Source organism: Fusobacterium sp. IOR10 (assembly GCF_010367435.1).
GTDB lineage: Bacteria > Fusobacteriota > Fusobacteriia > Fusobacteriales > Fusobacteriaceae > Fusobacterium_B.
Genome location: NZ_WJWY01000003.1, coordinates 35,839 through 62,649, shown reverse-complemented (window position 1 = coordinate 62,649; position 26,811 = coordinate 35,839). Strand labels below are relative to the sequence as shown.

23 protein-coding genes are annotated in these 26,811 nt (G+C 29.0%); 15 read left to right on the top strand and 8 right to left on the bottom strand.

Annotated elements, in window-relative coordinates:
- Position 1: 1 nt before the first annotated feature.
- The 9 genes from GIL12_RS01235 (at position 2) to GIL12_RS01195 (ending at position 10,198) form a co-directional block, all read left to right on the top strand.
- Positions 2 to 232 carry an ACT domain-containing protein gene (locus GIL12_RS01235; protein ID WP_163468310.1) on the top strand — a complete coding sequence of 77 codons (231 nt, stop codon included), beginning with the start codon at positions 2 to 4 and terminating at the stop codon, positions 230 to 232.
- Positions 233 to 625: 393 nt separating this feature from the next.
- A complete protein-coding gene (gene ilvB / locus GIL12_RS01230) occupies positions 626 to 2,335 on the top strand; it encodes a biosynthetic-type acetolactate synthase large subunit (RefSeq protein ID WP_163468308.1) in 1,710 nt (569 codons plus the stop codon).
- Entirely contained in the window at positions 2,336 to 2,824 is a 489-nt protein-coding gene (ilvN, locus tag GIL12_RS01225) for an acetolactate synthase small subunit (RefSeq protein WP_163468306.1), read from the top strand. It abuts the gene before it with no gap.
- Between the two features lie 9 nt (positions 2,825 to 2,833).
- Positions 2,834 to 5,728 (top strand): 2-isopropylmalate synthase, encoded by a 2,895-nt coding sequence (locus GIL12_RS10190; RefSeq protein ID WP_203522463.1) that lies wholly within the window; start codon positions 2,834 to 2,836, stop codon positions 5,726 to 5,728.
- Between the two features lie 5 nt (positions 5,729 to 5,733).
- On the top strand, positions 5,734 to 6,309 hold the full coding sequence (gene leuD, locus GIL12_RS01215) for a 3-isopropylmalate dehydratase small subunit (protein ID WP_163468304.1): 576 nt from the start codon (positions 5,734 to 5,736) through the stop codon (positions 6,307 to 6,309).
- A gap of 8 nt (positions 6,310 to 6,317) precedes the next feature.
- Positions 6,318 to 7,379 (top strand): 3-isopropylmalate dehydrogenase, encoded by a 1,062-nt coding sequence (gene leuB / locus GIL12_RS01210; RefSeq protein WP_163468302.1) that lies wholly within the window; start codon positions 6,318 to 6,320, stop codon positions 7,377 to 7,379.
- A complete protein-coding gene (locus GIL12_RS01205; protein WP_163468300.1) occupies positions 7,364 to 8,167 on the top strand; it encodes an ABC transporter ATP-binding protein in 804 nt (267 codons plus the stop codon). Before leuB ends, GIL12_RS01205 begins: the two co-directional genes overlap by 16 nt.
- Positions 8,168 to 8,199: 32 nt before the next feature.
- Complete coding sequence (gene ilvC, locus GIL12_RS01200) at positions 8,200 to 9,216, top strand: ketol-acid reductoisomerase (protein WP_163468298.1); 1,017 nt, start codon at positions 8,200 to 8,202, stop codon at positions 9,214 to 9,216.
- A 97-nt stretch (positions 9,217 to 9,313) separates the two neighbouring features.
- Entirely contained in the window at positions 9,314 to 10,198 is an 885-nt protein-coding gene (locus GIL12_RS01195) for a YegS/Rv2252/BmrU family lipid kinase (RefSeq protein ID WP_163468296.1), read from the top strand.
- 67 nt (positions 10,199 to 10,265) lie between these two features.
- On the opposite strand, the gene murI is transcribed toward GIL12_RS01195, so the two are convergent.
- From murI to GIL12_RS01180, 3 genes are read right to left on the bottom strand one after another with little or no spacing between them, the layout of a single operon-like run.
- The gene (gene murI / locus GIL12_RS01190) at positions 10,266 to 11,069 is read right to left on the bottom strand and encodes a glutamate racemase (RefSeq protein ID WP_163468294.1); all 804 of its coding nucleotides are present in this window, start codon (positions 11,067 to 11,069) and stop codon (positions 10,266 to 10,268) included.
- A 27-nt stretch (positions 11,070 to 11,096) separates the two neighbouring features.
- Positions 11,097 to 11,858 carry a tRNA 2-thiocytidine biosynthesis TtcA family protein gene (locus GIL12_RS01185; RefSeq protein WP_163468292.1) on the bottom strand — a complete coding sequence of 254 codons (762 nt, stop codon included), beginning with the start codon at positions 11,856 to 11,858 and terminating at the stop codon, positions 11,097 to 11,099.
- A complete protein-coding gene (locus GIL12_RS01180; protein WP_163468290.1) occupies positions 11,851 to 12,645 on the bottom strand; it encodes an ATP-binding protein in 795 nt (264 codons plus the stop codon). The genes GIL12_RS01185 and GIL12_RS01180 overlap by 8 nt, the downstream gene beginning before the upstream one ends.
- A 135-nt stretch (positions 12,646 to 12,780) precedes the next feature.
- On the opposite strand from GIL12_RS01180, the gene GIL12_RS01175 reads away from it, so the two are divergent.
- On the top strand, positions 12,781 to 13,089 hold the full coding sequence (locus GIL12_RS01175; RefSeq protein WP_163468288.1) for a hypothetical protein: 309 nt from the start codon (positions 12,781 to 12,783) through the stop codon (positions 13,087 to 13,089).
- A gap of 39 nt (positions 13,090 to 13,128) precedes the next feature.
- Here GIL12_RS01175 and GIL12_RS01170 read toward each other — a convergent pair whose 3' ends face one another.
- Positions 13,129 to 13,620: a D-Ala-D-Ala carboxypeptidase family metallohydrolase gene (locus tag GIL12_RS01170; protein WP_163468286.1), complete on the bottom strand. Its 492-nt coding sequence runs from the start codon at positions 13,618 to 13,620 to the stop codon at positions 13,129 to 13,131.
- Positions 13,621 to 13,759: 139 nt separating this feature from the next.
- Here GIL12_RS01170 and GIL12_RS01165 point away from each other — a divergent pair, with 139 nt between their 5' ends.
- The 4 genes from GIL12_RS01165 to GIL12_RS01150 all read left to right on the top strand — a co-directional run bounded on the left by GIL12_RS01165 (position 13,760) and on the right by GIL12_RS01150 (position 18,468).
- A complete protein-coding gene (locus GIL12_RS01165; RefSeq protein ID WP_163468285.1) occupies positions 13,760 to 14,611 on the top strand; it encodes a S1 RNA-binding domain-containing protein in 852 nt (283 codons plus the stop codon).
- Between the two features lie 149 nt (positions 14,612 to 14,760).
- The gene (locus GIL12_RS01160; protein WP_163468283.1) at positions 14,761 to 16,458 is read left to right on the top strand and encodes an FAD-dependent oxidoreductase; all 1,698 of its coding nucleotides are present in this window, start codon (positions 14,761 to 14,763) and stop codon (positions 16,456 to 16,458) included.
- Between the two features lie 17 nt (positions 16,459 to 16,475).
- Positions 16,476 to 17,735, top strand: a complete 1,260-nt coding sequence (locus GIL12_RS01155; protein WP_163468281.1) for a YeeE/YedE family protein — start codon at positions 16,476 to 16,478, stop codon at positions 17,733 to 17,735.
- 127 nt (positions 17,736 to 17,862) lie between these two features.
- Positions 17,863 to 18,468 carry a metal-sensing transcriptional repressor gene (locus GIL12_RS01150; protein WP_163468279.1) on the top strand — a complete coding sequence of 202 codons (606 nt, stop codon included), beginning with the start codon at positions 17,863 to 17,865 and terminating at the stop codon, positions 18,466 to 18,468.
- Between the two features lie 74 nt (positions 18,469 to 18,542).
- On the opposite strand, the gene GIL12_RS01145 is transcribed toward GIL12_RS01150, so the two are convergent.
- Together GIL12_RS01145 and GIL12_RS01140 are read right to left on the bottom strand one after the other, a co-directional pair.
- On the bottom strand, positions 18,543 to 19,886 hold the full coding sequence (locus GIL12_RS01145) for a Na+/H+ antiporter NhaC family protein (RefSeq protein WP_163468277.1): 1,344 nt from the start codon (positions 19,884 to 19,886) through the stop codon (positions 18,543 to 18,545).
- Positions 19,887 to 19,946: 60 nt separating this feature from the next.
- Positions 19,947 to 21,137 carry a MalY/PatB family protein gene (locus GIL12_RS01140; RefSeq protein WP_163468275.1) on the bottom strand — a complete coding sequence of 397 codons (1,191 nt, stop codon included), beginning with the start codon at positions 21,135 to 21,137 and terminating at the stop codon, positions 19,947 to 19,949.
- Between the two features lie 322 nt (positions 21,138 to 21,459).
- On the opposite strand from GIL12_RS01140, the gene GIL12_RS01135 reads away from it, so the two are divergent.
- Positions 21,460 to 23,433, top strand: coding sequence for a sigma-54-dependent Fis family transcriptional regulator (locus GIL12_RS01135; protein ID WP_163468273.1), 1,974 nt, complete (start codon positions 21,460 to 21,462; stop codon positions 23,431 to 23,433).
- 34 nt (positions 23,434 to 23,467) lie between these two features.
- Here the strand turns inward: GIL12_RS01135 and GIL12_RS01130 are convergent, their stop codons facing one another.
- Positions 23,468 to 25,033: a xanthine/uracil/vitamin C permease gene (locus tag GIL12_RS01130; protein ID WP_163468271.1), complete on the bottom strand. Its 1,566-nt coding sequence runs from the start codon at positions 25,031 to 25,033 to the stop codon at positions 23,468 to 23,470.
- A 29-nt stretch (positions 25,034 to 25,062) separates the two neighbouring features.
- On the bottom strand, positions 25,063 to 26,793 hold the full coding sequence (gene ade / locus GIL12_RS01125) for an adenine deaminase (RefSeq protein WP_163468269.1): 1,731 nt from the start codon (positions 26,791 to 26,793) through the stop codon (positions 25,063 to 25,065).
- Positions 26,794 to 26,811: the final 18 nt, after the last annotated feature.

The following is a 26,811-nucleotide window of genomic DNA, read 5'->3' as shown; positions in this document are numbered from 1 at the left end:
AATGAAACTTTTAATTGTAGCAAGACATAGCCCTTGGACTCTAAGTAGACTTATTGGATTAACTAGTAGACTTGGAATTTTTATAAATGAATTCTCTTTTAAAATTGATAACCAAACTTCTAATATTACTCTTTCTTTTTCTGAAGAGAACCAAAAAGAAATTTATTTAAAAAAACAAATTGAAAGACTTATTGATGTCTTTAATGTTTCTGAAATTAAAGATAAAAATTAACACATTCTCAAACTATTCATTATATATATTCATAGAACGCCTACTGTTTATTTAATGTATTTTACATTGCGGACTTTTTTTGATAAGATGTTACAAATAATTAAAAGAAGGAGAAAGAAATGTTTACATTTGAAATTATATTTATAATAAGCATACTGCTAGTCCTTATCGGTCTCGTAACAGGTTTGATTTCATTGAATTGCCTTAAAGTTACTGATAATAGTTTTGTAGTACTTAAGTATAAATATATTTTAGAGAAACATTGTAAATGTATTTAATCTTTAATCTTATAAACTAATATAAAACTTTTTGATGACCCAATGGAATCTATTCCATTGGGTCATTTTTGTTTAAGCAGAATTATTTTATAAAATATAAAAGGACGGTATTCTTATGGAATCAAAAACAATAAGCGGGGCAAAAATCTTATTAGAGTGTTTATCTAGACTTGGAGTCACTGATATGTTTGGATATCCAGGAGGTTCTGTCCTTAAAATTTATGATGAATTATATGACTTCAAAAAAATAAAACATTATCTTGCAAGACATGAGCAAGGTGCAATTCATGGAGCAGATGGTTATGCTAGATCAAGTGGAAAAGTTGGTGTTTGCTTAGCTACCTCTGGACCTGGGGTTACAAATATTGTTACTGGAATTATGACTGCTCATATGGACTCTGTTCCTTTACTTGCTATAACTGGACAAGTTCAAACAACTTTGCTTGGAACTGATTCCTTTCAAGAAACTGATATTGTTGGTATTACTATTCCAATAACAAAAACAAATTATCTTATTACAGATATTAGAGATTTACCTAGAATAATCAAAGAAGCTTACTATCTTTCAAAAACTGGAAGACCTGGTCCTGTATTAATAGATATACCAAAGGATATACAAAGCACTGAAATATCAATTGATGAATTTGAAAAATTATTTGAAAAAGACTTTATCCTTGAAGGATATGATCCAATTTACAAGGGACATGCTGGACAAATAAAAAGAGCCACTGAGCTTATTAAAAGTTCAAAAAGTCCTTTAATAATATCTGGGGCAGGAATACTTAAATCTGGTGCTTCTGATGAACTATTAATATTTGCTGAAAAAATAAATTGTCCTGTTACTTGTACTTTCCTGGGCCTTGGAGGATTTCCAAGTAATCACAAATTAATGCTAGGAATGCTTGGATTACATGGAACTGTTGCTTCAAACTATGCAACTAAACAAGCTGATTTAATTATAGCAGCAGGTATGAGATTTGATGAAAGAGTTACAGGGAACATAAAAGAATTCTGTCCAAATGCAAAAATTATTCATATTGATATTGATCCTGCTGAAATTGATAAGAATATAGTTTCCAATGTGCCTATAGTTGGAGATTTAAATAATGTTCTTAATAAACTTAACGATAATTTACAAAGTTTAACTCATGAAGAATGGATTGATAAAATTAATACTTGGAAAAGAGAATACCCTTTGATTATACCTGAAAGCAATGATAATTCTTTAGTTCCTCAATATGTTTTTAATAAATTAAATACTTTGTTAAAAGATGACACTCTTATTGCAACAGATGTTGGACAACATCAAATGTGGACAGCTCAATTTATTAATTTTAATAAACCTAATACACTTATTTCATCTGGGGGAGCTGGTACAATGGGATTTGGATTACCTGCTGCAATAGGAGCACAAATTGCAAATCCTAACAAAAATGTAGTACTAATAGTTGGAGATGGTAGTATCCAAATGACTATCCAAGAATTGATACTTTTAAGGGAATACAACCTTCCTATAAAAATTTTAATAATTAATAACTCTTGCTTAGGAATGGTTAGACAATTACAAGAAGTTTTTAATGAAAAAAGATACTCTCAAGTGGATTTAACATATAATCCTGATTTTGTAAAAATTGGTGAAGCCTATGATATTAAATCTATGAAACTATCAACAAAAGAAGATCTAAATGAAAATCTAGAAAATTTACTTAATTTAAACGAACCTGTTTTAATAGAATTTGTAGTTGATAAGAATCAAAATGTTTTACCTATGGTACCTAGTAATTATTCTGTTGATAAAATGATTGGAAAAAAAGGAGTGATTTAAATGACTAAAACATCAGAAGTTTTAATTATTACTAAAAATACAAATGGAATAGTAGCTAGGATTATGCTCCTTTTTAATAAACGTGGATATCTTGTACAAAAAATGACAGCTGGAGCAACAAACAAAGAAGGTTACGCTAGATTAACTTTAAGTGTACAAGGGGACGAACAAATTTTACATCAAATACAAAAACAAGTTTATAAAATTATAGATGTGGTTAAGGTTAAAATCTTTCCTGAAGAAAATGTTCTTAGAAGAGAATTAATGTTAGTAAAAGTTAATTCATCACCTGGAACTCGTTCTCAAATAATTCAAATAGCTGATGTCTATAGGGGAAAAATATTAGATGTAGCTTCAAATTCCATAGTTATTGAGCTTACTGGGAAAGTTCCTAAGCTCAGAGGTTTCTTAGAACTCATGAAGGAATATGGAATTTTAGAAGTAGCTAAAACTGGAACCCTTGCAATGTCAAGAGGAGAAAAAATATAGGAGGATTTTATGAAAAACATCAAAATTGTAGATACAACTTTAAGAGATGGAGAACAAACACCTCGGGTGAATTTAAATACTAATGAAAAATTAAGAATAGCAAAACAATTGGAACATTTGGGAGTAGACGTTATTGAAGCAGGTTTTGCAATTGCATCACCTGGAGATTTTGAAGCAGTGAGTTTAATAGCTAAAGAAATTAAAAAATCAACTGTTTCTAGTTTATCTAGACTTGTTAAAAAAGATATTGATGCTTCTGTTAGAGCTCTTAAAGAAGGAACTAAAACAAGAATTCATGTTTTTATTGCAACTTCCCCAATACATAGAAAATTTAAATTAAAAATGAGCAAAGAAGAAATTATAAATAGTATACAGGAAAATGTTGCCTATGCTAGAAAATTTGTAGATGAAGTGGAATTTTCTTGTGAAGATGGAACAAGAACAGAAAAAGAATTTTTAGTTGAAGCTTATTCAACAGCTATTGAAGCTGGAGCTACAATATTAAATGTCCCTGATACTGTTGGTTATAGAACACCTGAAGAAATGTATTCTCTTATTTCTTATTTAAAATCTAATATAAGAAATATTGAAAAAGCTGAAATATCAGTTCATTGTCATAATGATTTAGGACTTTCAGTAGCTAATTCAATAGCCTCTATTAAAGGAGGTGCAACTCAAATTGAATGTACAATAAATGGTTTAGGAGAAAGAGCAGGAAATACTTCTTTAGAAGAAGTGGTTATGATCATTAATACTCGTACTGATATATTTAAAGAATACCAAACAAATATTAATACTAAACAATTGTACCCTACTAGCAAATTAGTTGGTTTGTTAACAGGTGTTGAACCTCAACCAAATAAAGCTATTGTTGGAGCAAATGCCTTTTCCCATGAATCTGGAATTCATCAACATGGAGTTTTGGAAAATCCAGAAACATATGAAATTATGAAACCAGATACAGTGGGAAGAACTAGTGACAGTCTTATACTTGGAAAACTTTCTGGAAAACATGCTTTTATTGATAAATTAAATACTTTAGGAATCCATAATTTATCTGAAGACAAAGTATCTCAACTATTTGATGCATTTAAAAAATTAGCAGATAAAAAGAAATATATTCTAGATGATGATATTATTGCATTAATTGCAGGAGATGCAGGTATTTCAACAAATGGCAAATTCAAACTTAAACATTTTGAGATTTATAGGGATAATAATAAAACAAAAGCAAAGGTTGAAATATTAGAAAATGGAAATTTAAAAACTGGAGAAGCCTATGGAGATGGTCCTGTGGATGCAGCTTTCCAAGTTATTAATAAAATATTTGGTTCTGAACCTTTCTTATCTGAATATAAATTAGATGCAATAACAGAGGATGTTGATGCTCAAGCTCAAGCAACAGTGATAATTTTAAATAAAGAAAAAGAATATATAGGCCGTGGACAAAGTACTGATATTGTTGAAGCAAGTATAAAAGCTTACATTAATGCAATAAATAGAGTTTGCAGCCTTGGAAAAACATTATTTGATAAAATTTGGGATAATCATGTTATTATAGGAAAAACTGGAGAAGCTCAGTTACTTTATATTGATTTACACTTACTTCATGAGGTAACTTCTCCCCAAGCCTTTTCTGGATTGAAACTAAAAAATAGAACTGTTAGAAAACCAGAACTATGCTTTGCCACTATGGATCATAATACTCCAACCACTGTGGAAGAAAGAAAATGTATTAAGGATCCTTTCTCTCAAGCCCAATTGGATGCTTTGGAAAATAACTGTAAAGAGTTTGGAGTAGAGCTTGCACATATGAATGATGAAAGAAATGGAATTGTTCACACTGTTGGCCCTGAGCAAGGATTAACTCAACCAGGAAAAACAATTGTATGTGGAGATAGCCATACTGCAACTCATGGAGCCTTTGGAGCTATTGCATTTGGTATAGGAACAAGTGAAGTTGAGCATGTTCTTGCAACTCAAACCTTGTGGCAAAAAAAACCAAAAACAATGGGAGTTAAAATAACTGGAAATTTACCTAAGGGAGTTTATGCTAAAGATATTATATTACACTTTATAAAAACTTATGGAGTTGCTGTTGGAAATGGCTATGCTTTTGAATTCTTTGGAGATACTATTGAAAATTTAGACATGGAAAGCAGATTAACAATTTGTAATATGGCCATTGAAGCTGGAGGAAAATCTGGAATTATAGCTCCTGATGAAAAAACTTTTGAATATTTAAAAGGAAGACCTTATGCTCCTAATGAAGAAGAATGGGAAAATATGCTTTCTAAATGGAAAATGTTAAAAACAGATTCCCCTGAAGCCTTTGATAAGATAATCAACTTAGATGTAAGTAATTTAGAGCCTCAGATTACTTGGGGAACTTCTCCTGAAATGGGAATGAATATAACAGATACTTTCCCAATCATAAAGGATATAAATGATAAGAAAGCCTATGAATATATGGGACTAACTCCTGGAGCATCTCCTGAAAGCATTCCATTAAAACACGTTTTTATAGGTTCTTGTACCAATGGACGATTAAGTGATTTAAAAATTGCAGCTTCATATATAAAGGGAAGAAAAATAAATCCTAATATTTCAGGAATAGTTGTACCTGGATCTCAAATCATTAAAAAACAAGCTGAAGAACTTGGAATTGACAAAATATTTAAAGATGCTGGTTTCCAGTGGAGAGAATCTGGATGTTCTAGTTGTCTTGGAATGAATCCTGATTTAATACCTTATGGGGAGCACTGTGCTTCCACATCAAATAGAAATTTTGAAGGTAGACAAGGAAATGGTGCTAGAACTCATTTAATAAGTCCAGCTATGGCTGTTCTTGCTGCAATTTATGGTCATTTTATAGATGCTAGATTTGAAATTGAGGAGGTTTAATTATTATGAAAGCTTTTACTAAATATAGTGGAACTATCATTCCAATTATGCATAACAATATTGATACTGATCAACTTATTCCTAAACAGTATCTTAAAAGTACTGAAAAGACTGGTTTTGGAGACTATGTTTTTGATGAATGGAGATATAATCAAGATAGAAGTGAAAATGAAAACTTTAATTTAAATAAACCTCAATATAAAACTGGAACTATTTTAATTACTGGTGAAAACTTTGGATGTGGATCTTCAAGAGAACATGCTGCTTGGGCATTACAAGATTATGGAATACATGTAATTATTGCAGGAAGTTATTCTGGAATATTTTATATGAACTGGCTAAATAACGGACATCTTCCTATTATTCTTCCTAGGGATCAAAGGGAAAAACTTGCCCTTATCCCTGGAGATGAAAAAATTACAATTGATTTAGAAAATAATAAGGTCATAACCAATGAATTTAACTTTAGTTTTCAATTGGAAGAATCTTGGAAAACTAAACTATTAAAAGGTCTCGATGCTATTGACGTTACATTAGAATCTATCAATTTAATAAAAGAATATGAAAATAAAAATTATTAGGAGGATATATGGATTATAAAATCACCATTTTAAAGGGAGATGGAATAGGCCCTGAAATTGTAAATGAAGGAATTAAAATTTTTGATAAAATTGGAAAAATATACAATCATAATTTCATCTATAAAAGAGGTTACTTAGGTGGAGAATCAATTGACAAATATGGAGTTCCTCTTAGTGAAGAAACTATAAAATTATGTAAAGAAAGTGATTCTATACTTTTGGGATCTATTGGAGGTCCTAAATGGGATGATATTGATCCTAATCTTAGACCTGAAAAAGGATTATTACAAATAAGAAAAGCTCTTAATCTTTATTGTAATTTAAGACCTGCAATGTTGTTTGAATCTCTTAAGGATTCTTCCCCTTTAAAAGAGTCTATTATTAAAGGTGGATTAGACATTATGGTAGTTAGAGAACTAACTGGAGGACTATATTTTGGCCCTAGAAATAGAGATGAAGAAAAAGCCTATGATACTTTACTTTATTCTAATTTTGAAGTTGAGAGAATAGCTAAAAAAGCTTATGAAATTGCTAAATTAAGAAAAAATAGAATAATAAATGTTGATAAAAGAAATGTTTTAGATAGTTCTAAACTTTGGAGAGATGTTGTTATTAAAGTTGGAGAGGATTATCCTGAAGTTAAGGTTGATCATATGTATGTGGATAATGCTGCTATGCAATTAGTTGTTAATCCAAAACAATTTGATGTTATTTTAACTGGAAATTTATTTGGAGATATTTTATCTGATGAAGCTTCTATGCTAACTGGTTCAATTGGGATGCTTCCATCTGCTAGTTTAGGTGATTCTAAATTAGGAATATACGAACCTGTTCACGGATCTGCTCCTGATATTGCAGGAAAAGAAATTGCTAATCCAATAGCAACTATATTATCTGTTGCTATGATGTTAAAATATTCCTTTAATTTAGTTAAAGAAAGTGAAGCTATTGAAGCTTCAGTGAAAAAAGTTTTAGATCAGGGTTATAGAACTCCTGATATATACAGTGAAGGAACTAAGAAAATTTCAACTTCTCAAATGGGGGACTTAATAGCATGGAACATACATTAAATAAAAAAGAAATTTTGAATTTTAAAAATATTTCTTTTACAAGAAATAGAAGAAAGATATTAGATAAAATCAATTGGAATATAAATTCTGGGGAACACTGGGCACTAATTGGACTTAATGGAACTGGAAAATCAACATTACTTAATATGATTCCTGCCTATTCTTTTCCTAGTAGCGGAGAACTTACTGTATTTGGGAATTTATTTGGAAATTGTGTTTGGGCTAATGTTAGAGAAAAATTAGGTTTTGTAAGTTCTAGTTTATCTAACTTTTCAAACATTTTAAACATTCAAAGTGTTGAAAATATTATAATTTCTGGGAAATTTAGTTCCATTGGAATATATGAAAAAATTAATGATAAAGATATTAAGTTAGCTAATAAATTAATAGAGGAATTTGGAATCTCCTATTTAATTAATAAAAATTATAAAAACTTTTCACAAGGGGAAAAAATGAAGGTTCTTTTAGCTAGGGCATTTATGAATAATCCAAAACTTCTTATTTTAGATGAACCTTGTACTGGTTTGGATTTAAAATCTAGAGAACATTTCTTAAATCTTTTAAGAAATACCACACAAAAAACAACAGCACCATTTATATATGTTACACATCAGTTAGATGAACTTATTCCTGAAATTACCCATGTGGCAATTTTAGGAAAAGATGGAACTATGATTGCAACTGGAAAAAAAGAAGAAGTACTTACAGAAAAAAATCTATCTACTTTATATGAAGTGGATGTAAAATTAGTTTGGGAACAAGGAAGACCTTGGGTCATCGTTAAATAATATAAATATATAAAAATTAGGAGGAAACAATTATGGCAGGAAACATCTTAGGAACAAAGGTATATTATAATGCAGATTGTAATTTAGAAAAATTAGTAGGTAAAAACATTACAGTTTTAGGTTATGGATCACAAGGACATGCTCATTCTTTAAATTTAAAAGAATCTGGAATGAATGTTACTATTGGACTTAGAAAAACTTCAAAATCTTGGGAAGTTGCTGAAGAGGCTGGATTTGTTGTTAAAGAAACAGGAGAAGCAGTAAAAAATGCAGATATCGTAATGATTTTAACACCAGATGAAACTCAAGCTGATACATACAAAACTTCTGTAGAACCAAATTTAAAAGAAGGAGCTTATATTGGATTTGGACATGGATTCAATATTCATTTTGATAAAATTGTTCCATCTAAAAGTACAAATGTATTTATGGTTGCACCTAAAGGACCTGGACATTTAGTAAGAAGAACATTTACAGAAGGATCTGGAGTTCCTTGTTTAGTAGCTGTAAATCAAGATCCTAGTAAAGATACTATGGAAATTGCTTTAGCTTGGGCTGCTGGAATTGGTGGAGGAAGATCTGGTATTTTAGAAACTACATTTAAACAAGAAACTGAAACTGACTTATTTGGAGAACAAGCTGTTCTTTGTGGTGGAGTTACAGAACTTATTAAAACTGGTTTTGAAGTATTAACTGAAGCAGGTTATGATCCAGTTAACGCTTATTTCGAATGTTTACATGAAATGAAATTAATTGTAGATTTAATTTATGAAGGTGGATTCACTAAAATGAGACAGTCTATATCTAATACAGCTGAATACGGAGATTTCGCAACTGGACCTAGAATCATTACGCCTGAAACTAAAAAAGCAATGGAAGATGTATTAGCTGATATTCAATCTGGTAAATTTGCAAATGAATTCCTTGCTGATTCAAAAGCAGGGCAACCATTCTTAAAAGAAAAAAGAGCTGCAGCTTCAAATCATGAAATAGAAAAAGTAGGAAAAGAATTAAGAGGATTAATGCCTTGGATCAGAGAAGAATTCTAGAAAGAATTCCTTAGGAGAATATCGAAAGATATTCTCCTTTTTTTATTTGTATGATATAATTAGTTTATAAGATTATGTAATTTTAAGAGGTGAAGTCATGAAAAAAGTTAAATTTTTTTATAATCCTTTTTCTGGAGAAAGAACAATACTAAAATATTTAGATTATATTATAAATGCTTATCAAAAAAAAGAATTTTTAATTATTCCTTTTAGAATAAGTTATAATTTCAATCTTAAAAACGCTTTTCTAGATGTAGACGATAGTTATGACCATATTCTAATTTCTGGTGGTGATGGAACTATCAATAAAATAGTAAATACTATGAAAAATAATAATATTAATCTTCCAATTGCTGTTTTACCAGCTGGAACTGCCAATGATTTTGCCAATGTTTTAAATATGCCTAAAAATATTATCCATTCTGTTGACAAAATATTAAATAGTAAAGTTTCAAGTATTGATTTAGGACTTGCTAATAATCAATACTTTGTAAATATCTTTAGTTGTGGGCTTTTTACAGATGTATCACAAAAAACATCCTCTGAATATAAAAATATATTTGGAAAACTAGCCTATTATTTTACAGGATTAAAGGAACTACCTAAATTTAAATTACTAAATTTATCTCTAAAATCTGAAGATTTTTCATATGAAGGAGAATCAATTTTATTTTTTGTTTTTAACGGAAAAAGTGCTGGTTCCTTTGAAATAGCCCATGACTCTTGTATTAATGATGGACTATTAAATGTCATTGTTATTTCAAATGAAAACTTAATGAAAATCATAAAAATTCTTCCTCAATTTTTACTTAAAAAAAATTTTTCTTATCCTAAAGGAATTTTACATTTTAAAACATCTGAACTTTCTATTGATGTTTCAAATAAATATTACTCTACAGATATTGATGGGGAAAAGGGACCTAATTTTCCTGTTAAAATTTCTTGTATAAAAAATGGTCTTAAAATATTGGGAAATAATTGAAAACTATTTATATCTATTTATAAAAATGAGATAAGTGACTTATACATTCACTTATCTCATTTTTATTTTATTTTTTTATATCTGTTAAGTTCACTTTATAAACTTCTAAATTTTTTTGTTTTAAGAATTTTTCTGCCTTATCCTTAAAGCTATTTACATCCCCTGTAACATAAAATTCTACATTTCCTTTTTTCTTGTTTTCATTTAACAAACTATTTTCTCTAAGTGTTCTATAAACTTCCCTTACACATTCATCACTTGGTACAATAATTTCTCCGCTAAATTTTTTTCTTATTTCTTCCTTTATAAAGGGATAGTGGGTACATGCTAACAAAAGAGCTTCTGAGGTTTTAGAAACATGGGACATATATTCATCTAAAATATCATCTCTATTTTCAATTGTTTCCCATCCCTTTTCTATCATTGGACACAGCAATTCACACCCAATAACATTTACCTTTATTTTTTTATTTTTGTTATTTATTTTCCTTTTATGATCTCCACTTTTAGCTGTAAAAGGTGTACATAAAACTGAAACTTCCTTGTAGCCTCCATCTAAAACTATTTCAACCCCTGCATCTATAATTCCAACAATTGGAATGTTACAATGCCCTTTCAAATAATCTAATGCTGCTATAGAAGCAGTATTACAAGCTACAACTATCATTTTACATTTATTTAAAATTAAGAATTCAACAATTCTCAATGCAAATTTTCTTATTTCTTCCTTTGTTCTTCCTCCATAAGGAATATTTTTTGTATCTCCAACATATATTATATCTTCATTAGGCATTAGCTTAACTAAACTTTTTAAAACACTAACTCCTCCTAGACCTGAATCAAGAACCCCTATACTACATGATCTCACCATTTCTTCACTCTCCAAACTCTCTATATTCTAAAATAAATCTTTTATACTATTTAAAATAACACTTCTAACGTCTTCATTTTCTAACGATAAATTTTTTATCATATTTTTTATTTTAAGTCTTTTGGAATTCTTACTATCTTCATAGGGACATTTATTTTTTAAAATTGGTAATTTTAATCTCTTTGAATAATCAATCAAGTCTTTTTCTTCAACAAATGACATTGGCCTAATTACTGTTACATTATGAATCTTTGAAATATAAGATGGCTTCATTACATTTCTGTTTCCTTGATAAAATATATTCATTAAAAAAGTTTCTATTATATCATCTTTATGATGTCCTAATGCTAGTTTTTTTATATTTTTTTCTTTCATGAAAGAGTACAATATTCCTCTTCTTAACCTTCCACATAAAAAACAAGGATTTTTCTCTTTAGAATCACCTTCTACTAAAGCATTTAATTTTGTCTTTATTATCTCTAATTTCAAACCTAAAAATTCACAATATTCAATTACATCATTTAAATCAGATATATCCTCTTCCATATGAATATGAATAGGTATAATTTCAAAATTCATATTGGAAATTATTTTTATTCTCACTAGGGAATTTAATAAAACAAGGCTGTCTTTTCCACCAGATACACCTACTAAAATCCTATCTTTTTCCTCAATCATATTAAATCTATGCATGGCTTTTCCTATCTTACTCCAAAGAAGCTTGCCATAGCCCTTATCTTCAATAAATTTTAACACTTCTCTTTTCTTTTTAATATCTATACTATCCATTTTTATTTCCCTTTGTATATCCCATAATATAATCTAAATTTACATTTCTCAAAGAATTAAATATACTTTGTTTTATATTTGAATTATTTTTTTCTAGCTCACTTAAAAGTTGTTTTATTTCTAATCTTTTTGAATCTTTTTCTCCAGACTGAACAGAACATCCACAACCCATAGGAGATATTTCATTTTTATTCATATATGAAATAATATCTTTCTCTTTAACATAAGCCATAGGTCTAATTACCGTCAGTTTCCCACTGGTAGAATTTACTTTAGGAATCATTGTTTTTATTGTTCCTGCATAAAACATATTTATAAGACCTGTTTCCACAATATCATCAAAATGATGTCCCAAGGCAAGTTTATTGCATCCTAGTTCTTCCACTTTATTATATAATACTCCCCTTCTCATCTTAGCACAAAGAAAACAAGGATTATCTGGCTCTTCTCTAAAGGCAACATCCCAAACATTTGAACCAAAAATTTCACAAGGAATTTTTAATTTTATTAGGTTTTCCTTGAAATCAAGTAAATCTTCCTTTGAAAAACCTGGATCCATTGAAATAAATACCACTTCAAAATTTTTGCTTTTATCCCTTTTTAATTCTTGAAATAATTTGCAAAGAATTAAACTATCTTTTCCTCCTGATACTCCAACTGCTATTTTATCTCCATCTTCTATTAAATTAAAGTCCTTAATTCCTTTAATAAATTTTCTCCAGATTTTCTTTCTATAAGATTGTCTCAAGCTTTCTAAATAAAAATCTTTTTCTAAACTTAGCATCATTTCTATTTCCTTTCTTTTTTTATAGAATAATTATATCATAATTTTTAAGTATTAAAAATTTTTTTTATATTCTTTATTAGAATATGATATAATTAGTTTATCTAAAGATAAAATCTGTTTAGAAAGGGTGATATTATGAATGAAATTGATATTAAAATATTAAAGTTTTTAGTTTCAGGAAAAGCTTATAGTGATGATGCAATATTAAAAAATCTTGGTATAACTAAAGAAGAATTAGATGCTGCTTTATTAACTCTACTTGATTTAGGATATATTGAAACTTATGAAGACTATTTAAAAAGAACAAATAGTGATGGGAAGCCAGCTTGTATGTCCAGTAGTTGTGGGTCTAATTGCTCTGGTTGTGGAATGAAAGTTTCTCCCGAAAGCTATAAAAATATTAAAGTTATAACTGCTAAAGCTATTCGTGAATTTGAATTCTAAATTAATTTAAAAGGACTAATTATCTAATTAGTCCTTTTTTTATTTTCTTCTATAATAAAATTGTTTTCTTTCTCTTCTTCTATTTAATCTAAAGGAAATATGAATATAATTGCTCTTTGAGTGATAATATATTTGATCAAAACTATATCCAGATTTTCTTATTTTTCTCAAAGCATTATTTAACTCCCATTTTCCATTAACTGTAAAATCAACAGCTAATCCATCCTTATGAGCTGAATGTTTTGAACCTCCAACTAGTCTATTAATATTTCCACTTCTATACCAGCTATTTATTTTAAGTTCTTTTCCTACTATTCTTCTAATATCTTCCATTCTTCTTGCAGTATATACTATATTTCTATAATTTTTTTTATTTGGATAATTATTAAAATGAAGACGGCTTCCTTTTCTACTAATAGTAGCTTCTGAAAAAGTAAAATGTCTAGATATTTTAAAGTTTCCTCTTCTTTTTATCTTTCCACAACTTATAAAACTAATGGATAATAATATTATACAGATTATTTTTTTCATAGTCTTCTCCAATTAATCATTTTTTATTTTCTATTATACCATATAAAATATTATTTGTAATTTATTTGTATACATTGTATAATACATTACTAGACGCTAAGACATTATACAGATAATTAATTATATAAGGAGTCATTTTATGATAAAAATAGGTAAACGACAAAAATTAAAAGTAAACAATTATACATCTATTGGATTATACTTGGATGCTGAAACAGGGGACGAAAATGATAACATTCTTCTTCCAAAAAATGAATTTGAATTACTAGATGAAAAACCAAATGTTGGAGATGAATTGGATGTTTTTATTTACAGCGATTCAGAAGATAGACTTATCTCTACACTAAGAACATCTTATGCAACTGTTGGTACTATAAAAAGCTTAGAAGTTACTGATATCAACCCAAAAATAGGAGCATTTTTAGATTGGGGATTAAAAAAAGATTTATTACTACCAAGAGGTCAAGAGGTATGTCCTCTAGAAATTGGTAAAAAATATTTAGTTGGAGTTTATGAAGATAAAAAAGGTAGAATTTCTTCTACTATGAAAATTTATAATTTCCTTTTACCATGTAGCGATTATGAAAAAAATGATTTAGTTAAAGGAACTGTTTATAGTATTGATGAAGAAATCGGAGTTTTTGTTGCTGTTGACAATAGGTATTTTGGACTTATGCCAAACAACGAATTTTTTAAATCTTATAAAATAGGAGATGAAGTTAGTGCTCGTGTTATAAGAGTTAGAGAAGATGGTAAATTAGATCTTTCTCCTAGATTACGTGCTTATGAGCAAATGGATAAGGATGAGGAATTAATTGTAGAAAAAATGAAACTTCTAAAGGATGCATTTTATTTTAATGATAAATCTTCCCCTGAAGAAATCTATGATTATTTTGGTATTAGTAAAAAAGCTTTTAAAAGAGCTATTGGAGGATTATTTAAAAAACAAATTATTATTAAAACTCCAAATGGATTCAAATTAAATCAATAAATAAATTAATAAATATCCTAAAGAGAAAGTTTAAACTTTCTCTTTTTTATTTTAATTAAAAGTATTTATATGAAAACAATTGACGAAGTTTTTTATTTTTGCTATACTGGGTACTGGTAGAACAAAAAATAAAAATTTGGAGGATAGTTATGAAAAAAATTCTTATAGTTGGAGGAGTTGCTGGTGGAGCTTCTGCTGCTGCTAGACTTAGAAGACATAGTGAAGAAGATCAAATAATAATGTTTGAAAAAGGACCTCATGTTTCTTTCTCAAATTGTTGTTTACCTTATCATTTAGGAGGAACTGTTAAGGAAGCTGAAGATTTAGTTCTTATGTCACCTGAGAAATTTATTAAACAATATAACATAGAAGCTAGAATAAATAATGAAGTTATTTCAATAGATAGAGACTCTAAAAATATTAGAGTTAAAAATACTCTAACTGGAGAAGAATACAATGAAAGTTATGATAAACTTATCCTATCTCCTGGTGCTAAACCAATTGTTCCAAATATTCCTGGAATTGAAAAAATAAATCATTTCTCAATAAGAAATGTTACTGACATAGATAATTTAAATAAATTTATAAAATCTTCTAATTCTGTAAATATTTCTGTTATTGGTGGAGGATTTATAGGAGTTGAAACTTGTGAAAATTTAAAAGAAGCTGGTTACAATGTGACACTTATAGAAGCAGCTAAACAAATAATGAAACCCTTTGATTATGACATGGTTCAAATACTTCATAAAGAATTAGTTGATAAGGGAATTAATCTTATTATAAATGATAAAGTTTGTTCATTTGAAGATAAAACTGTAATATTAGAATCTGGAAAAAGCATAAATGTTGATACTGTTATTATGGCTATTGGAGTTCTTCCTGAAACTAAGTTAGCTAAAAACTCTGGACTTGAACTAGGTCCTCTAGGTGGAATTAAAACAGATTCAAACTATATGACTAATGATGAAAATATTTATGCTGTTGGAGATGCTATTGAAGTTTATGGAGCACTGTTTAATGACTATTTTAAGCTTCCTCTTGCTGGCCCAGCTCAAAAACAAGCTAGAAGTGTTGCAGATCACATTAATGGAATGAAAATAAATAACAAAGGATTTATTGGTTCTTCTGTTATAAAAGTATTTGACTATAATGGCGCTTCAACAGGTCTTACAGAAGAATTTATTAAAATGAAAAAAATGAATATTCACTATAATGTTGTTTGGGCCATACCTGGAGACGGAGTAGGATTAATGCCTAGCTCTAATCCTCTACATTTTAAGCTTATTTATGAGGTTCCTTCTGGAAGAATACTAGGAGCCCAAGCTGTAGGGAAAGGAAATGTTGACAAAAGAATAGATGTTATTGCAACTGGAATCAAACTAAATGCCACTATAGATGACTTAAAAGATTTAGAATTGTGTTACGCTCCTCCCTTTGGAACTGCAAAGGATGTTGTAAATTTTGGTGGATATATTGCAAGTAATCTTCTTAATGGTGACTATAAACAAATAAGTTTTTCTAAGGTTAGAAACCTTGTAGAGAAAAATGCCTACATTATAGATGTAAGAGAAAGGGATGAATTTGAATTAAGTCATATTATTAATGCAAAAAATATTCCTTTAAGTGAATTTAGAGAAAGAATCAATGAAATACCTAAAGATGTTCCAGTTTACTTACATTGCAGAAGTGGACAAAGAAGCTATAATGCTGTTTTAATTATGGAAAACTTAGGATTTAAAAATTCTTATTCAATTGCAGGGGGATTCATGGGACTTTCTTTCTATGAATATTTTAATGACCTTACTTTAAATAGACCAAAAATAGTCACTGACTATAATTTTGATTAATATTAGGAGAAAATAAAATGAAAAAAAATGAAAATATTATTGGAATCATTTTAAGCTTTATTGTTATTTTTTTTGGACATAAATTCCTTATTTCTGGAATGTTATTTTTTAGATTATTAGTAGGTATAACTCTTGGTTATGCTCTTACTAGATCCTTTATGGGATTTGCAGGAAGTGTTAATAGAGCCTACAACAGTGGATCTACTAAGTTAATGAGAGTCTTAGCAGGAATGTTTACAATCACAGCATTAATTTCCATTGCTTTCTTATATAATGTAGATGCTTCAACTTATAACTTATGGGTTAATCCTATAAATTTAGGGTTAATACTTGGAGGAATTCTGTTTGGATTTGGAATGACGTTTTCTGTTTGTTGCGCCTCTGGAGTTTTAACAGATTTAGTAACTAGTCTTCCTAGAGCAATTATTACTTTACTTTTCTTTTGTATGGGAGTATTTTTAGGGTTCCCTATACAATCTAAAGCCTCTTGGGTAACTGATTCTTGGTTTACCACTGAGGTTGGATCAAAACTTTCTGGTGGAGTTTATCTACCTGATTTATTTAAAAATGATGGTTTAAATGGCTATATTGGAGCTAGTATAGTAACAATAATTTTTGCTGGAATTACAATTTGGATTTCTTATAAATATGAGGACAGTAGAAAATTAAAAAATAGTTTTTATCATATTGAATCTGAAACTATTCAATATAGTAAAGAAGAATTAGAATATGAACCTTTTAAGCTAATTAGTGAAAGAACATATAATAAAATTTTTGTTAAACCTTGGACTATGGAAACTGGAGCAATTATTATAACAGGTGTGTTTACTTTACTTATGGGTGTAACTAAAGCAGGATGGGGAGCTTCTACTCCCTATGGATTTTGGTTTGGAACATTGCTTCTTAAATTAGGAGTTCCAATAGAAACTATCACTAGTTTTTCCACAAAACCAGCATCAGTTTTCACAATGTCATTTTTTAGTCATCCAATAAATGTTCAAAACTTTGGTATTGTTTTAGGAACTTTTATCTGCCTTTTACTTGCAGGTACCTTTACTAAAATTTCCAAATCTGAATTGAAGATATCCAAAAAAGATGTTTTCCTTTTTGCATTAGGTGGTATTTCTATGGGATTTGGAACTAGATTAGCAAATGGATGTAATGTTGGAGCGCTGTATACTCCCATTGCTAACTTCTCTTTATCTGGTTGGATATTCTTTATTTTTCTTGTTGTTGGAGGAATCATTGTAAACAAAGTATCTAGGATTATAAACTAATTTTTATATAATAACAGTATCTAAAATAAGGAGCCTATTTAGCTCCTTATTTTAAATTCAAAGAAGTTGCATATTTATAAAATATATTATATAATTTGGTTGTATATTAATTTAAAGTGGGGTATTTATGGATAAACAAAACTATTTTATTAAGCTGTCTCCTGAAAAAGCAAAAAATATTATTGAGGAAACTAAAGATTTAGTAATTATAGATGTTCGAACAGAGGCAGAACATTTATATGAAGGAAAATTAGAAGAATCAATTCTAATTGATTTTCTTAAACCTAGACTTTTCAAGAAAAAAATATTAACTTTAGATAAAGAAAAACCTTATCTTATTTATTGTGCTGTAGGTAGATTAAGCCATTTTGCAGCTGAACTTATGATTGAATTGGGATTTAAATATATTTATGATTTAGAAGGTGGTTTAAAAAATTGGCAAAGAAATCAAAATCTTGTAACTACTGTTTCTAAATTAGATGATCAGGAAATTATTGAATCTAGAAAAAATATAATTACACGTCTTAATAAAATTGAAGGGCAAGTAAAGGGAATGAAAAAAATGCTTTTAGAAGGTGAATATTGTGGTGATATCTTAAATCAATCCCTTGCAGTTAAAGCTGCATTAGCTGGAACCAATCAAGAAATCATGGAAATGTTTTTTAATACTTGTATTAATTCTGTGGAACAAAAAAATGATTTCTTTAAATATTTAAAAAAATTAACAAAATAATAAACCATTATATAATAATTTTAATAAGGGACCACTTATGAATAAGTGGTCCCTTATTGTTTTTTATTTATATTTTATTTTTTATTATTATCTATTAAAAACTGTTTTTCTTCCTCAGTTCTTAGTAATCCAAATTGTATAGTTATACTAGTAACTATTATTAACGCAAACATATAAAACATATATTTCATAACTGACAATGGAGATACTGTTTTTGCAAGTCCTGTAACAATTAACATTCCACCATCATATGGTAATACTGATAAGAAAGCACAAGCAAATATATCTATTAAACTTGCTAATCTTTTTGGAGCTATACCATAATTTTTACCTATTTCTTTAGCAATTGGAGCTGAAATAATTATAGCAATTGTATTGTTAACTAAAGCAGCTGATAATATTCCAGATAAAAGTCCTATTCCATACTCAGCACCTTTACGATCCTTTATTCTAGAAGTTATTGAAGTAACCATCCAATCTACACCACCGTTTTCTCTTACAATTCCAAGAATACCAGAAACAAGAATAGCTACTATTGTAATACTAAACATGTCTGACATTCCACCACCTATGGCTGAGACCCATCCTAGGAAATCTATAGTCCCTTGCATGATCCCAATTAGCCCTGCCATTCCTATCCCTATAAACAGCACTCCTGCAACATTGAAACCTGAAAGAGCTGCTATTAAAACTACAAAATAAGGAATAATTCTTATTATATGAAATGGATAATCTCCTGTTAAATCTGCACCACTACTAAATACTCCATAAAGAATAGCTGCAATAATTGCTGCTGGTAAAGCTATGAAAAAGTTCATTTTAAATTTATCTTTCATTTCAGAACCTACACCTTTAGCTGCAGAAATTGTTGTATCAGAAATCATAGATAAATTATCTCCAAAATAAGCTCCACAAATAACTGCTGCACAAGTAACTGGCAAATTAAGTTTTGCTGTAGCTGCAACTCCTATAGCAATTGGAGCCATTGCTGCAACTGTTCCCATTGAAGTACCTATAGCTGTTGAAATTATAGCTGACATTATAAATATTCCTGGAACTAATGCAAAACCAGGTATGAAAGTAAGTCCTAAATTAACAACTGATTGAACTCCTCCCATGGCTCTTGCAGCTCCTTGAAATCCTCCTGCAAGTAAGTAAATTAATCCTATTGTCATAACCCCTGGATTTCCTGCACTTTTAGCAAAAATATCCATTTTTTCATCCATAGTTTTAGAAGGATTCATTACCATTCCCACAATTACCCCTGCAAGTAATGCAACATGTCTTGGAAATTTTTTAAATGCTCCATCTACTCCCATAATTGTAAAAAATAATCCACTTCCTATGTAAAGCGCCAAAAATACTAGTAATGGTAAAAATGAAGATGCTCCATATTTCTTTTGGTTTTTCCCCGTCATAATATTCCCCCTTATTTTAATTTTATCAAGTTTCCACTATTTATTAATTGCTTGCAACTTTTATTTTGTTTTTCTCCATTTTTTTACTGCTTTTTCTATTCTATTCATTCCCTCTTCAACCATATATCTAGGGCAAGCAACATTCATTCTTTCATATCCACAACCATTGTCTCCAAACCAACATCCATCATCTAATGCAATTTTAGCTTCCACTTGCATAAAGTTAGACAATTCTTCCTTTGTCATTCCTAGACCAGCAAAGTCTATCCACATTAAATAAGTTCCCTCTGGTTTTTGAACTTTTAATTCTGGCAATTTTTTTTCTATAAAGTCTATAACATAATCCATATTTCCACTTAAATGTTCTATTAACTCTTCTAACCATTCTTCACCCTTTGTGTATCCTGTTTCAAAGGCAACTAAGCTAAATGGACTATTTCTTTTAACATCTAAAATCCCAAGTTCTCTATCAAATTGTTCCCATTCCTCTTTTACAGGGAAAGTTACAAAAGAAGCTTGAAGTCCAGCTATATTAAATGTTTTTGTTGGTGAAAAACAAGTTATTGTATTTAATTCTGTTTCTTTGTTTAATGATGCTATTGGAATATGTTTATTTCCTGGCATGATTATATCTCTCCATATTTCATCTGCAATAAGTCTTACATTATATTTCAAACAAAGTCTTGAAATTTCCTCTAACTCCTCTTTCTTCCAAACTCTTCCAACTGGATTATGTGGAGAACATAATATAAATAATGTAACCTTTTCATCTGCTAATTTTTCTTCTAGATCTTTAAAATCTATAGTATAATATCCTTTTTCATCTCTAAGTAAATCATTTTTTACTAATTCTCTTCCATTATCCTTTACTACACTGGCAAAGGGATAGTAAACTGGAGATTGAATTAAAACTTTTTCATCAGCTTTTGTCATTAATCTTACTAGAATAGATAAAGTAGGAACAACTCCTGGACTATTGATTAAAGTATTTGCATCTATTTTATATTGAAACCTTTTTTCTAACCAATCTGTTGCTGCTTTATAGTAAGAATCTGGTCTATAAACATACCCAAATATTCCTTGTTCTACTTTTTCTCTCATTGCTTCTATAATTTCTGGTGGTGTTTTTAAATCCATATCTGCAATCCACATTGGCCATAAATCATTAGATATAAACTTATTTCCCATTTCCTCCCATTTGGCTGAATGATTATTACTTCTGTCTATTTTTTCATTAAAACAATATTTCATTAAAGTCATCTCCTTTTGTATTTTTATAAATAAAATATTACTTTTTATTCTTTAATGCTATACTATAGCATTTTTCATGCCAATTTTCAACTGCTTTTCTAGTAAGATTTTAAAGAAAATTTGTTTGTTTTTATAGAGCCCTTTAAAAGGTTAAACCCATTTTAAATAGGTTTAACTAATTATTTAACCTATTTAAACCTATTTTTTTTATTTAGCTCTTGATATTTTAATTTATTACTGATATAACTTATATATAAACCTAAGGAGGTGAAGATTTATTTCTATTAATTTAGCTATTATTGCTGCTGGAAAGAAAGTTTCGTTGTTTTATAAAGAACAAATCAATTATCTTTTTGGAGATTCTATCAATGTTAACTCCTATTCTTTTGAAGATAAATCAGCTTTTTCTAAAAAGGATGAAGATATATTTTTAGTCACAACTGTAACCTTTGATTCATACAAAACTGTTTTAAAATATATTGATGAGGATAAACCACTAATTATCGGAGGAGTTACCCTAACAAATAAAACTATAAACATGTTAAAAAAATATCCAGATAGAACTAAAGCTTTACTTGTAAATTCAACTTCTAAAATGGCAAATGAAACTATTACTTTATTATATTCTAGAGGAATAAATAATATTGAATTTTTTCCTTTTTATCCAAAGTGTAAAGATGATTACTCTTTTGTTTCACTTGCTATTACCCCTGGAGAGAAGGAAATTGTTCCTAAAAATATAACCAATGTTCTTGATATTGAAAACAGAATTTTAGACATAAATACTATTCTTGAAATAGCTTCTGCATCTGACTGTGAATATCTTTTAGAAACCAACAGATTTATAAATTATTTTGAAAATATCTCTGATAACAACACTGGAATTGAAAGCTTAATTGCTAAAACAGCTGTTCTAAAGGAAGAATTTAATCTTCTTTTGCAAGCTATTCATATAGGAATTATTGTAACTGATAAAAATTATAAAATTTTAAATTTTAATAATAAAGCTGCTGAATTTTTAGAGAAATCTAACTATTCTCTTCTTCATAATAATATTAATAACATAATAGATATTCCACAGAATATTAATTGCAATAATTTGCTATCCTACAATATTCCCTTTACAAATAAAAATAGCGAAAAATTTAATGTGTCCATAACACCTATAAATAGATATAAAAAACATTTCTCTAATTTTTTTATTATAAGTAAAGAAAAAGAAAAACAAACTTTACAAAATAAATTAAGAAACGAAATTATAAAAAAAGGGCATAAAGCAAAATATACCTTTGACGATATTATCACCACTTCAAAATCCATTATAAAAACAAAAAATATGGCAATGAAAATGGCCAATACAAATGCAACTATACTTATTACAGGGGAAAGTGGTACTGGAAAAGAATTATTTGCTCATTCAATTCATAATCATTCCAATAGAAGAAACCAACCCTTTGTAGCTATAAACTGTGGAGCTATTACTGATACCTTATTAGAGAGTGAACTTTTTGGATATGAAGAAGGAGCTTTTACTGGGGCTAAAAAGGGAGGGAAAATTGGTCTTTTTGAAATAGCAAATAATGGGACTCTTTTTCTAGACGAAATCGAAGGAATGAGTGAAAATTTACAATTTAAATTATTACGTGTTATTCAAGAAAAAGAAATTATAAAAGTTGGAGGAGATAGCATTATAAAAATAGATGTTAGAATAATTGCTGTAACCAATGAAAATTTATCAATTCTTGTTCAAGAAAAAAAATTCAGAAAGGATTTATATTATAGGTTAAATACTCTGCCTTTAACTATTCCTCCCCTTAGAGAGAGAAAACAAGACATTAGATTAATTATAGATTCTTTAAAAAAGGAAGCTAATATCAATTTTGCTTTTACAAATAAAACTAAGGATATTTTAATAAATTATGATTGGCCAGGAAATATAAGGGAATTGAAAAATTGTATGGAGTATTTTTTCTGCTTAGATGAAAAAATAATTGAACCTCAATCTCTTCCTGCATATATTTTAGAATGTTCTCATATTAATTTAAATAAAAATATAATTGAAAACACTAAATCTTTAAAAAATCAAATCTTAAATATTATGTATAATTTCCATCTTTTAGGAAAGGGGTGTGGAAGAAAAATTCTAATGAATGAATTGAAAAAAATTAATATATTCATAACTGATGCTAAAATTAGAACACTCTTTAATGAATTAAAAGAAGAAGGATATATTATTCCTTTAAAGGGAAGGGGAGGATCTCGCCTAACTGAAAAAGGATTAAATAAAATGAAATAAAATAGTCTGGACTTTAAAAGTCCAGACTATTTTTTTATACATAATCAAAATCTTCTTGTTCTTGTAACCATGAAGTTTTACTTCCTAAATGTAAAACATATAATAATACTGCAGATATTACATAGGCTTTAAAAAATTGTGAATTTGGATAGAATCCCAATGCTGAACTATGAATAAATCCAAAAATTGATAATCCTGCTGCAAAAAACATTGTTATAGAAGCTTTATTTAAATTTCTGTCTATTATACAAGAAGTTAAAGTTCCTACTATTATTCCTATTATAATTGCACCTGCCTTAACTTCAGGTATTCCATGCCACATAACACCAGAATCTATAAGCATCTTAGAAACTTCAGGTGTATAACCATTTACTCCAGAAGCTGTTACCTCTGTCCAAATATTAGAAACTCCCATTGCACCTGATACTTGAGTAAATAAGAAATCTGCAACTGGTGGAATCATTGAAACTACAACTGCTGCAAATTGTTTTCTTTTACAAACTCTAAATGCTTGAGCTACCATTATAACTGCACACCATAAATATGTTATCCCACAAATTGCTGGGGGAACCATTTTACTTAAAAATGTAAACAATCCAAATATTCCTGAACTAGCTAATATTATTCCTGAAACAACTGAATATCCTATTCCTGCATCTGCCTTTTTTAATCCTGCATGCCCTAACCACACTGTATTTGGAACTACTCCTCCAAATATAGCTGAAATCATTGTACAAACACCATCTGCAAATTGTGCTTCCCTTACACTGTAATTATCCCCTGCTGCATTTGCAGCTTCAACATTATCCATTGTTTCTACAAAATTATAAATTTCTATTGGAATAATTATTGTTAAATATGGAGCTACAACAGCAAAACCATTTATAAGGTTTTGTATTGTATTAATTGGGTTTGGAAAATAAAAACCTATTCCTGTAAAATCTATTTCTGTTCTTCCTAAACAATAAGCATAAACTACCCCACCTAATACTGCAACTACTAAAGGTGGAATTCTTTTAGGAAATAAATATCCTCCGAACAGTCCTATCATAGCTATTATAAATATTGGTAGTCCAATTATAGGATCACTAAATATATCAAATAATCCTTGAGTTGCCATCCAAATAAATCCTATTCCTGCAACTGTTCCAAGTAAAGCTGCACGGGGAATATTTTTTTTCATCCAAGGACCTATAAATCCTCCACAAAATTCAACCATCCCACCTATAAAGCAAGCTGCAACTGCTGCTGACCAAGTAAGTTGAGGATCATTTAAACTATAGTTAAGGGGCATTATTACCCCATATAATATAACAAACATGGCTGGAGTTGATACTCCTGAAGGAAGGGCTGTAATGTCATTTCTTCCTTCTTTTTTTGCAAGTTTCATTGCCATATATACATAGTACAAACAACTTAACCCCAAACCTATTGACATTCCAGGGATTACCTTTCCATAAACAATTTCATCAGGCCATTCTAAAACTCCTGAAAGTGTTGCTATAACAATTAAATAATTTATAACATTATTTGTAACTATATACGTAAGACCACCTATATCTCCCTTTTTGAAAAAAGGAATATGTGAATTAGATTTCATTTTCTCTCCTTATTTAACTATATATAATATTAAATTTCTAAATCTATAAATTTAAATTGTGTTACATCAAATAAACCTCTATCTGTAATTTTTATTTCAGGAATTACAGGTAAAGACATAAAGCATAGTGTCATAACAGGCTCCACATTTTTATGCACCCTTAGTTCATTATAAGCCTTTTCATGGATGGCTCTTAATTTTTTATCAACCCATTTTCCATCTTTATCACTCATAATACCTGCTATTGGCATAGGCATTGATTCTATAATTTTTTTATCTTTAACAAGAATAATTCCACCTTCTTGCTCTATCAATTTTTCAACTGCAAAGGTCATATCTTCATTATTGACTCCAACAACTATTATGTTATGAGAATCGTGGGCTATGGACAAAGCAACTGCTCCTTCTTTTATTCCATATCCTCTAAGTAAAGCCACTGCCATTTTCCCTGTGTTATTATGTCTTTCTATTACAGCTACTTTAGCAATATCCTTTTCTTTATCATATATAAAGTCACCACTGCTGTCTATATTAATTTCCCCAACACTTTTCTTTGTTACAACTCCACCTGGTAAAATATCAATTAAATTAACTTTATTTGACTTTAGTTTCAATTGCAACCTCTCTAAAGAAAAATCAGCCACATGCATACTTCCCTTAACTGAACTTATATCATATTTTTTAGTTTCAAGAAGATATTCTCCAGCTTCTGCTACTTTTTCCCCCTTTACAAAGACCTGCTGAACTTTAAAATTTGTTAAGTCATCTAAAAGAACTATATCTCCACGAAGCCCAGGAGCAATTGCTCCCCTATCCTTTAAATTAAAACATTCTGCTGCATTTATTGTTGCCATTTGTATTGCTCCTATTGGATCAATTCCCTCTTCAACACAAATTCTCAAATGATTATCTAGATGTCCTAACTCTAGTATAGTTTTTGGCTGTCTATCGTCTGAACATAAAAGACAACGTCTACTATTATTTTTAGTTACACCCTTTGCTAAATCTCTTAAATTATGACAGGCTGATCCTTCTCTTAATAATACATAAACTCCTCTAGAAATTCTATCGTCCATTTCTTCAACAGTGGAACATTCATGATCATTTCTAATTCCAACAGAGACATAGGCATTTAAATCCTTCCCATATATTCCTGGACAATGACCATCAATTATTTTATTTGAATTTTTAGCAACCATTATTTTTTCTAAATCATAATCTTCTCCATTAATTATCCCTGGAAAATTCATAAATTCTCCTAATCCTAAAACATTTTCCCTTAGTATAGGTTCCTTTATTTTTTCTGCATCTATAATAGCCCCTGAATCTTCAAAGGGAGTTGCAGGAACACAAGATGGTATCATATATTTTATATCTAAAACTGTATTTTTTCCAGCTTCCATCATATAGTTTAAACCTTTAATTCCACAAACATTAACAATTTCATGGGGATCTGCAATTATAGTTGTTCCCCCATGAGGCAATAATAGTTTACCTATTTCCTCTGGAGAAACATATGCTGATTCAATATGTATATGACTATCTATAAAACCTGGTGCAGCATATTTTCCCTTTGCATCTATTACTTTCTTCCCATCGTAGGATCCTATTCCAGCTATAATTCCATCACAAATGGCAATATCTCCATTTATAATTTTAGAAGAATAAACATCCACTACTTTGGAATTTTTAATAACTAAATCTGCCTTCTCTCTTCCTGAAGCAACTTCAATAAGTCTTTTTAAAACTTTTTTTTCCATTTTAGCCCTCCTAAAAGA